The sequence below is a fragment of the Parapedobacter lycopersici genome, from assembly GCF_040395035.1.
GTDB classification, from domain to species: Bacteria; Bacteroidota; Bacteroidia; order Sphingobacteriales; family Sphingobacteriaceae; genus Parapedobacter; species Parapedobacter lycopersici_A.
Genome location: NZ_JBEBRB010000086.1, coordinates 1 through 9730, shown reverse-complemented (window position 1 = coordinate 9730; position 9730 = coordinate 1). Strand labels below are relative to the sequence as shown.

Sequence of the window (9730 nt, the reverse complement as noted above, 5' to 3'; positions counted from 1 at the left end):
GGAGATCGATGGCATTCAGTGTACCCCACGGCGGCGCGATTGCCGGTTTCCCCGACGTGCTCAAAAACCGGTTATATCCCGATATGTTGTACGGAATCCGGCGAAAGACCTCCATCGGTGTCGGCTTCCTGTTTTCAAAAGGCTTATCGGCCGCCGGCCCGGCGCCAAGCACATAGGTGGCAATGGCGGCCTGCTCCTCCGCTTCCAGGTGGCGGAACGCCGGCATCATCCCCCGGCCAGCTTCGATAAATTCAGTGAATGTCTTTGGCGTATACCGCTCCGAAACATCCGCAAGCGAAGGATAATTCCCGCTTCCTTTCCGGTCGGCACCATGGCACGCCATACAGTGCTGCTGGTACAGGGCCCTGCCGGCTTCCCCGTAGGTAACGGCTTTTTGTTCCGCCTCATCCACATCCCACATTTCCATCACCCAGGCCATCTCATTGGCGTTAACGTAGAGCATCCCTGTCGTCGGGTCCACGGCCGGACCTCCCCACTCTGCGCCGCCATCAAAACCCGGAAAGATCACGGTTCCCTGACGGGACTGCGGCGTGAACATACCGTCCGATTTATACGACCGCAGCCGTTGCCGCACTTCTTCATATTCTTCCGTCGATAAATGCGGATTGATGTCCTTTTCCGTGAATGACTGCCGCACAAACGGGGCAGGCTGCTGCGGAATGGGCTGCGTAGGCCACAGCTTTTCCCCTACCAGTTCCGTAACGGTATCTACCGGTGTTTCGCTGATCGGAAAAAGCGATTTGCCGGTTTCTCGGTCAAACAGAAACACAAAACCGGTTTTCGTTGTCTGGGCCACCGCATCGATCTCCGTCCCGTTATGATTCACGGTCAGCAACACCGGTGCCGACGATGGATCCCAGTCCCACGTATTATGGTGGATGTATTGGAAATACCAACGCAGCTCCCCTGTTGCCGCGTCCAATGCCAGCAGGCAGTCGGTATACAGGTTGGAGCCCGTCCGCTTTCCGCCGTAGAAATCCATGGCCGCCGAGCCGGTAGGAGCATATACGATGCCCCGGGCGTGGTCGATGGTCATCCCCATCCAGTTGTTCCCGCCGCCCGTCCATTTCAGTATTTCCTGGTCGTCCCAGGTCTCCGACCCCGGCTCACCCGCTAGCGGGATGGTGCGGAACGTCCAGGCAATTTCACCCGTACGGGCATCGTAAGCCCGGATGTGCCCCGGCGCCGCGTCCATGGCCTCCGATACGCGCGTGCCGGATATTACCAGGTTTTTATACACCGACGGAGGTGAGGTGTTGGTGATGAAAAGATCGGCGAAATCTGCGCCCAGTCCATCGTGCAGGTCTTTCCTGCCATGCACACCGAAAGCCTCGACCGGCAAACCCGTCTTGGCATCAACCGCATGCAGGAACGGGCCTGCACAGTAAAAAATACGGCTGTTGCCTGCATCATCGCTCCAGTAAGCTACGCCCCGGTTGTTATTAAGCCCGAAATCCGCCGGACGGTCGCCGTCCACCCCGAAAGGCGTATACACCCATTTTTCCGTGCCCGTTGCCGCATCAATGGCAAAGAGGCTCAGCTGGGGAGAAGTACCGTAGAGCACACCGTCTACCACGATGGGGTTGCATTGGATCTGGGAATGTGCTGCGGTATCGGCGTCGCCGGTATGGTATTCCCATGCCACCTTAAGCAAATGCACATTGCCTGTGTCGATCTGATTGAGCGCCGAGTACTTATTTCCCGTCGCATTGCCTCCTGCGGTTTCCCACCCGTCAAAATGGTTTTGTCCACGGTTACACGCACAGCAAGCAGCGAATACCGAACCGGCCATCAAGAGGTTGCTAATGTATTTATTCATGAAATTACCCATTCCGGGGGAGTGTAATGTTTAAACTGGCTGCGCAAGCGCGCTAATCCAAAGAAAGGAATATTCGGACATAATTCCAAATAGCGTCCCGAAGCCGGCACAAAAACATACCATTAGCGGGGATTCTTCGGGAATCCGTATCTTCGCTGCACAAAATTCACTATGGGTATCGCACCACGTTTCTTCATCAGTATATTGTTTTGCACGCTGTTGCTGCCCGCGGCAGCGCAGGAAAAGAAAAGCCTGTGGGAACACAAGTTGATCAAGCGCTTCATTTCATCCGAAAAAGACAGCAGCCGGTCAGCGGGTTTCGTAGCCGTACCAGCACTGGGTTATGCCCCCGAGACCGGATTGGAGTTCGGTCTTGCCGGTGTTTATAATTTCTACCTCAACAAAGCCGATACCACGATCCGCACCTCGAACGCTACGTTTGTCGGCACGTTCACTACCGAGCGGCAGACCAACCTCAAGCTGGAGTCCGATATCTGGACTACCGGCAATCAATACCATTACACCAGCGAGCTGCGCTTCCGTAATTTCCCGTTTAATTACTATGGGCTCGGAAATGCTACAAATCATGCCGACGAGGATGTGCTGGTCCTGCGGCTTATCCGTATCCGGCTGGAAGGCGAACGCCGGCTGGCGCCCCATTATTATGCGGGACTGAATTTTGCGTTTGAGGACTACGGATTCAGCGATAAGGAACCCGGCGGAATTTACGGCACACAGGTGCCTGTCGGACACAGCGGGGGTACCCACGTTGCCGTGGGCATTTCCCAGTCGTATGACACGCGTAACATCAATACTTACACTACCAAAGGTTATTATGCCCACCTGAAATATGCTTATTCGCCGGGACTGTGGGGTGGCGACAGTTTCAAGGGAAGCCTGCTCGAGACCGATCTTCGGGCGTTTTATCCGCTGACCGGCTCTCTCACACTCGGGCTGAATGCCGTCTACAAAACGACCATTGGATCCCGCATCCCCTTCTATGTATACCCCGAACTCGGAGGCGACATGATGATGCGCGGCTACTACACTGGGCGGTACCGCGACCGGAGCCTGCTGGCAGGGCAGGCTGAATTCCGCTACCGCTTCCATCCGCGGATCGGCGTAGCGGCGTTTGCCGGAACGGGATCAACTTATCGGGACGGACTTCAGAATGCCCGCTTTATCCCCTCCTACGGCGGCGGGGTCCGTTATTTCTTCGACCTCGAACACAACAGCAGCATCCGTCTGGAATATGGTGTGGGCGAAAAACGCCCCGGAGAGAAACGCCAGGGCGGATTCTATTTGTCGTTGAGCGAGGCCTTTTAAGCAAAGCGGACCTTAAAACGGCGCCGCAATCAACCCCCATGCACCGATAACGCCCGGTCGATCAGAAACACCAAATGCTTCCGGTGCGCTGCCGATTGCGGATCGGAACCTCCGGCACCTTCCAGTTTGGTCCGTATTTCCATCAGTGCAGCGAACGATGCCGATTTGCTGGCATAGTCATACCCTCCCGTAGCTTCCAGGATACTTTTCAGCGCATTTACATAAACTGTCTGGAGGTTCTGGCGCACCAGGCTGACTTCGCCCCGGAGGTCCGCATCAAATATGTTCGATGTCAGGTCGTGCATCACCTCAGCCACCGAATAATCATTGCCATACAAACTGCTGTTGTTGATGCGCGACAGCGTGCTGGGATGCAGTATGTGGGAAAGGGTGGTCGTTTGCAGCGAACGGAACGTGTTCTGCGGCTTGTAATCTTCCGTTGTGCTGAAAAAATTAAAGCCGCGGCGCTGGGGTTGCAGGTAAGGGAACAACGGATAGTCCGCGGTGAACGCATCGGGGGCATAAATATAGCGGCCCAATAATTCCATGGCTTTCTTCTGGGTTTCCAGCGGTACCGGTGTGTAGGGTCGGGCGTCTGTCTCCTGTCCCACGAAGCTGCGGTCTACATATACCCCGCCGATATACCGGCTGATGGCATTGGCCATATCCGCACGCTGGCGGTTCAGCTGGCCATACCGCAGCAGCAGCTCCTGATACCCCTGGTCCGGACGGCTGAACCGCGCCTTTAGCAGCGTCATCATATCATTGACCAGCAACAGCCGTTCCTCACCGTAAACCATCATGTCATTGGAAAGGTCATTGATATTGACCCGTGGGTCAATCGCCTTGCCCGGACTGCGCATATCATCGGCATCATTTCCGAAAGCCAGTTTCGGATCGGTGCTCCGCGCCAGGATGCGGTGAAGCCCCGCTTCTTCTGTTTCCGGTGAAAAGGGGGTATACCCATATTCAATTGCCCAGATATCATACGGTCCGGCTTTCGTCGTGTAATAATCACCCTGCCGGCTGCGGTCGCGGCTCACATTGATGGCCGGGTAATCCATGACCGAACCCTGTAACCCGAGTTTATGGGTCAACTTCGTATCGTGCAGCTGTTCCGGGCTGAGCATCTGGCTCGCCCGCATGTTGTGGTTGAGGCCAAGGGTATGGCCCATTTCGTGCATAATCAGGTAATACAGGAACTGTTTATGCATTTCCCGGACAGTTTCGGCCCGGCGTTCCGCGGTCAGCTCCGCATCCAACGTTTCCACGGCCACCAATCCAGTCTGGAATTGCAGGCTCAGCTCATTGCCTATCCGGCACAGCAAGGCCGGGTTTGGCGCCCCATCCGCTGTCGCTTGTTCCTGCGGTGAAGCCGCCTGTTCCGGATGCGTCCAGGACGGTGCTACAGCGGGCACTCCCCCATTAAACAAGTAATCGTATACCGGCGTTCCCGCACCGGTCTTCCACTCCACCGTAATGTCTGCCCCCATGATCTGTCCGGTCAACGGATTGAAGAAACTCGGGCCTATGGCACCGTAACTTGGTTTAGCGGACGATTTCCAGCGGATCACATTGTAGGCAACATCTGCGGGATCCCAGGTTGCTGTGTCAGGCATCTCCTTCATTACAATCGCATTGCGGAAACCGGCAGCTTCAAACGCCTCGTTCCACTTTTCTCCTGCCTCTTTGATAATCGGGCGGTATTCCAGCGGCGTGGTGTTTTCGATCCAGAATACAATCGGCTCCACCGGTTCGCTGATCCGGGCGCCGGGGTTTTTCTTCTCCAGGTGCCAGCGGCTGATGAAGTCGCGGTACGGCGTAGCGGAAATGGATGTCAGGTCGTCGACCTGTGCACCAAAGTAACCCACACGGGGGTCATCCCGCCGTGGACGGTAGCTGTTTTCAGGCACAGCCAGAAAAGAATGCTGCATCCGGACGGTCACGTAACGTGCATCGGTGATGTCCTTCCCGCCACCGTTCAGCGGCGCGGGGTTCTCGTAAGCCAACCGCACCACAATATCCGTATTGCCGGGAAATGAACGCACCGTATCGTAACTCGACTTCGAGGTACTCAGGCTGCCGAGGTTAAACACGGTTGCCGGTGACGTGCCCGGGGGAATCACCGGCTTCACGGCATCCAGCTTGTTGCTGATGAATAGGCCATCGATTGGGATGAGGTAGCCCGTGCTGTCGGAGGCAGCGATCTTCTCCGAATGAAAGATGGCTTCTGCAACGTCGGCGTTGGCGGCCTTGCTCACCGGATTGGCCGGGTCATAATAGAAAGCGGTGTTTTTCCGCAGGAATTCGATTTTATCCTGGTTCCTGCGGATACTGAACAGCCACGTTTCCCGGATCATATTTTCATTGAGGTACAGTTCGTTGGGCCCGCCCATGGAAAAGCTTTGGTAAATAAAATTCTTGTCCAGCTGGTCTTTGGCGACGTAAAGCTGCAGGCTGGATGTTGCCGTATCGCGGTATAACGTAAACAGCCCTTCGATTTTCCGGCTCGACTTTACCTTATCGGCGACGGTGGGCTTTTCTTCTTTTTGCTTTTTCGCATCAGCCGTGTCCCTTTTCGCGGTATCGGCTACAGCCGCCGTGTCCGGTTTGCGTTTCAGCGTGTCGGTAACCAGCGTATCCATGCCGGCGGATGTTCCTCCGATCCCGCCTGCAAAAGCCGCGCATACCAGTGGGCTGATTAGAAGCAACAACGCTGCCCATTTTTTTATTTTCATAATGACCATTCCTTTCGCTATTTTTTACTTTTTCAGGTTTCCGTCCGGTTGGCGAATGCAAATATAACGAAAGATCTTTTCGGGCAAATCGTACCGGCCGCACAACGGTGCGGAGGCCGATATAAAATGATTTCATTTTTGCCTTTTTGTTGTAATTTCTTCAATATCATCCGGTTCTTTCAAAAAAATCATTTATTGGATACGGTATTTGACCGATGATTTAATAAAAATGAACAACATCGGATTTTTGGCCGGCCTTTCATCGGGATGACCCTGGGATAGGATAAGACACTGCCTGTATCTTCTTCGGAGTGAGTCCAGGATGAGTCCAGGGTGAGTCCACGGTGAGTCCACGTTTTTACGGAAAAACCCGGACACACCGTGCAGGCAATGCGCCTGCACCGTCCACGGACACCGTAGCAGGGCCGACCCATATCCGAACCGGCCGCCTACGTTGCCAGGCCCGCACCGGACCAGCCGCAAAACAATTTTCGCACACCCGAAGCAAAGTCGGCCAAAGTTCATTAGCTTAGTCCCCGTACACCTAATTCGTTATAAACTTATGGAAAAGAAGATTCTCCTGAATGAGCGTGATATGCCCACGCAATGGTATAATATTGTGGCTGATATGCCTAACAAGCCGCTGCCGCCACTGCATCCGGCTACCAAGCAACCGGTAGGCCCGGATGATCTGGCACCGTTATTCCCTATGGAACTCATCAAACAGGAAGTGGCCACCGCGCCGTACATCGATATACCGGAGGAAGTACAGCAAGCCTACCGCATCTGGCGGCCTACGCCCCTGGTCCGGGCAACCAACCTGGAAAAGGCGCTGGGCACCGACTGCAAAATCTACTTTAAATACGAAGGAACGAGCCCAAGTGGCTCGCACAAACCCAACACCGCAATTCCCCAGGCGTACTACAATAAGCAGGAAGGCGTAAAACGCATCATCACTGAAACAGGCGCCGGCCAATGGGGCACAGCACTGAGTTTCGCCTGCAGTCACTTCGGTATCGACTGCGAAGTGTATATGGTACGGATCAGTTTCGACCAGAAGCCTTACCGCAAAATCCTGATGAATACGTTCGGCGCAAAGGTGTATGCCTCCCCGACCAGTAATACGCAGGCCGGCCGGAATGCCCTCGCCGCCGATCCCAATACACCCGGCAGTCTGGGCCTGGCCATATCCGAGGCCATCGAGGTCGCCGTTGGCGACGGACAGACCAAATACGCGCTGGGCTCGGTACTCAATCACGTCCTGCTCCATCAAACAATTATCGGGCAGGAAGCCAAAAAGCAGCTGGAATATACCGGGGATTATCCGGATATCATCATCGCGCCGCTGGGCGGCGGTTCCAATTTCGCGGGCATTTCCTTCCCGTTCCTGAAAGACAAGATCGCGGGGAAACCCCTGCGCTGTGTCGCCGTGGAACCGGCTTCCTGTCCGAAACTGACCAAGGGGAAGTTTATGTATGATTTCGGCGACACCCAGGGATACACGCCGCTGCTGCCCATGTACACGCTGGGACATACCTTTACCCCCGCAGCCATTCATGCGGGTGGCTTACGCTACCACGGTGCCAGTGTACTCTGCAGCCAGTTGCTGAAAGACGGACTGATCGAAGCACAGGCCATCCAGCAGCTCGAGTGCTTCGAAGCCGGCGTTCTGTTCGCCAAGGCTGAGGGTATTGTACCCGCCCCCGAAGCTAACCACGGCATCGCGCAGGTGATCCGGGAGGTCAATAAGGCCCGCGAAGCGGGTGTATCAAAAACCATTCTCTTTAACCTCTGCGGCCATGGCTTTGTGGATATGGCAGCCTACCAGGATTACTTTGATGGCAAACTGCGGAATCATACGTTTACGGATGACGAATTAACCGCGGAACTGGCCAGCCTGGAAGCGCTGCAGCCCTAACGGGCTAACGAACCGGCAAACGGCCATACAACGCTTCGGTTAACGGATCCTGAAATGTTCCCGTGCCTGGCCGGAGCGGAAAAAAACCAGCTGCACCCGGAAGAGATCGACCGTAACAGTCACTTCCGGGCGTGCTTTGATGGATTGCCAAAGTAATTTTGCCTTTGCATTCCGGTAGCTGTCAGTAACCAGCAGTACGCTGCCGGGATGGAATTTAGGCCAAAGCGCCTGAAGCCCGGCGGCAGTCTCCCCGGCATCACGCCCGGTAGCCAAAACGAAATCCAGCGGTTCGGGTATCGGCCCGCTGCCCGGTGCATATACTGCTCTCGGCCTGAAATGGTCGACCAGCCGCGCGGTCAGCCGTACGACCCGGTCGCTGGATTCCCCCGGCTGACGCCTCGCATAGATCACTTCATCAACCAGCCGGTATACAAAAGGTGAATGCGTGCCATGCCGCGTATTGGCGGTCAGCAAATGCTGCATGTAATCCAGGTAAAACCGGGCGCTTTTCATGCGGACAAATATGTCGATTTTTTCTAATCCTTATTTTGTAACTTTGTCTTAATGGATAATAAAGAGTTAGATTCGTTAATCAGGCTGCTGGACGATCCGGACTCGGAAGTTTTCGAGCACGTAGAACAGCGGTTGCTCACCATGGGTCCGGAAGTCATCTCCCAGCTGGAGTCGGTGTGGGAGCAGTCTTTTGATGTGCTGCTTCAGACGCGGATCGAAAACCTGATCCACAAGATCCAGTTCAAGGATGTGCTGGAGGAGTTGGAGCTGTGGCGGCTGAGCGGCTCATTCGATCTCTTGCAAGGGCTCACCATTGTCAACAAGTACCAGTATCCCGATGTGGATGAACAGAAAATCATCAACCAGATCGAGGCCATTAAAAGAGACGTATGGCTGGAAATGATTTACAGCATGAGTGCGGTGGAAAAAGTACGGCTACTGAATAATGTGCTGTATAATGTGTATGGTTTCTCCGGAAACACCAGTAATTACCACGACCCGCAGAATTCCTACATCAGCCAGGTACTTGAAAGCCGCAAGGGCAACCCCATCCTGTTGTCGTGTGTTTATAGCATTATCGCCCAGAAACTTGACATTCCCATTTACGGGGTAAACCTGCCCAAGCATTTTATTCTGGCCTACACGGAAGACCATACCCCCGTTGAGAATAAGAACGGTGTGCTATTTTACATTAACGCCTTTAACCGGGGCCAGATTTTCGGACGGCACGACGTAATCGCCTTTCTCAAGCAGCTTAACTTAACACCCAATGACGATTTTGTGCTGCCCTGCAGCAATTTGGACATCATCACCCGGGTACTGCGCAACTTATCCACTTCCTATGCCCAGGCCAGCAATGCCAGCAAGCAGGCGGAGATTGACCAGCTGTTGGATGTGCTGACAGCCGACGAAGTGTAGCGGACGTTAACTAAAACACCAGCGTAAACACACTGCCCTCCCCCTCTTTGCTATCGACCAGGATATTGCCACTGTGCAATAACATGATCTGTTTGCTCAGCGTGAGGCCAATACCGCTGCCGTTTTTCCGGGTGGTAAAGAATGGGATAAAGATGTTCTCCAGCAGATCGGGGGGAATACCCTTACCATTATCCTGCACCTTGATATAAGCCCGTTCATTCTTCCGTGACGCGCTGAGGCTGATATACGGAAATTTCGTCGTGCTCACCGCTTCAATGGCATTGATCAGCAAGTTGATCAGCACCTGCTCAATCAGGTCGACATCCAGGTCAAGTTCCAGTTTGGTATCTTTGAGAATAATATCAAGTTCAATATTTTTCTGCATCAGCGTGGGTTCCATCAGCTGGTAAAGATTTTCGAATACATCGGCAATCTGCACCCGGCTGGTATTCAGCCGGTCGATCCGGTTGAGCGACC

General features: G+C 54.3%; 7 protein-coding genes. 3 read left to right on the top strand and 4 right to left on the bottom strand.

Annotated elements, in window-relative coordinates:
* Positions 1–1840: c-type cytochrome (locus tag ABWO75_RS12430; RefSeq protein ID WP_353186003.1), on the bottom strand; the 1840-nt coding region annotated here is incomplete at its 3' end.
* Between the two features lie 171 nt (positions 1841–2011).
* Between ABWO75_RS12430 and ABWO75_RS12425 the strand changes: the two genes are divergently transcribed.
* Positions 2012–3166: a BamA/TamA family outer membrane protein gene (locus ABWO75_RS12425; protein WP_353186001.1), complete on the top strand. Its 1155-nt coding sequence runs from the start codon at positions 2012–2014 to the stop codon at positions 3164–3166.
* A gap of 29 nt (positions 3167–3195) precedes the next feature.
* On the opposite strand, the gene ABWO75_RS12420 is transcribed toward ABWO75_RS12425, so the two are convergent.
* Complete coding sequence (locus tag ABWO75_RS12420; RefSeq protein ID WP_353185999.1) at positions 3196–5904, bottom strand: zinc-dependent metalloprotease; 2709 nt, start codon at positions 5902–5904, stop codon at positions 3196–3198.
* Positions 5905–6466: 562 nt separating this feature from the next.
* Between ABWO75_RS12420 and ABWO75_RS12415 the strand changes: the two genes are divergently transcribed.
* A complete protein-coding gene (locus ABWO75_RS12415) occupies positions 6467–7822 on the top strand; it encodes a TrpB-like pyridoxal phosphate-dependent enzyme (RefSeq protein ID WP_353185998.1) in 1356 nt (451 codons plus the stop codon).
* A 39-nt stretch (positions 7823–7861) separates the two neighbouring features.
* On the opposite strand, the gene ABWO75_RS12410 is transcribed toward ABWO75_RS12415, so the two are convergent.
* Positions 7862–8335 carry a hypothetical protein gene (locus tag ABWO75_RS12410; RefSeq protein ID WP_353185996.1) on the bottom strand — a complete coding sequence of 158 codons (474 nt, stop codon included), beginning with the start codon at positions 8333–8335 and terminating at the stop codon, positions 7862–7864.
* 51 nt (positions 8336–8386) lie between these two features.
* Between ABWO75_RS12410 and ABWO75_RS12405 the strand changes: the two genes are divergently transcribed.
* On the top strand, positions 8387–9253 hold the full coding sequence (locus ABWO75_RS12405) for a transglutaminase-like domain-containing protein (protein WP_353185994.1): 867 nt from the start codon (positions 8387–8389) through the stop codon (positions 9251–9253).
* Positions 9254–9263: 10 nt separating this feature from the next.
* Here ABWO75_RS12405 and ABWO75_RS12400 read toward each other — a convergent pair.
* A partial coding sequence (locus ABWO75_RS12400) for a sensor histidine kinase (protein ID WP_353185992.1) occupies positions 9264–9730 on the bottom strand: 467 nt, incomplete at its 5' end.

Bases quoted from the DNA above. Each gene is read 5' to 3' on its own strand.
- ABWO75_RS12405 (WP_353185994.1), top strand. From the start codon at position 8,387: ATGGATAATAAAGAGTTAGATTCGTTAATCAGGCTGCTGGACGATCCG.
- ABWO75_RS12415 (WP_353185998.1), top strand. From the start codon at position 6,467: ATGGAAAAGAAGATTCTCCTGAATGAGCGTGATATGCCCACGCAATGG.
- ABWO75_RS12420 (WP_353185999.1), bottom strand. From the start codon at position 5,904: ATGAAAATAAAAAAATGGGCAGCGTTGTTGCTTCTAATCAGCCCACTG.
- ABWO75_RS12410 (WP_353185996.1), bottom strand. From the start codon at position 8,335: ATGAAAAGCGCCCGGTTTTACCTGGATTACATGCAGCATTTGCTGACC.
- ABWO75_RS12425 (WP_353186001.1), top strand. From the start codon at position 2,012: ATGGGTATCGCACCACGTTTCTTCATCAGTATATTGTTTTGCACGCTG.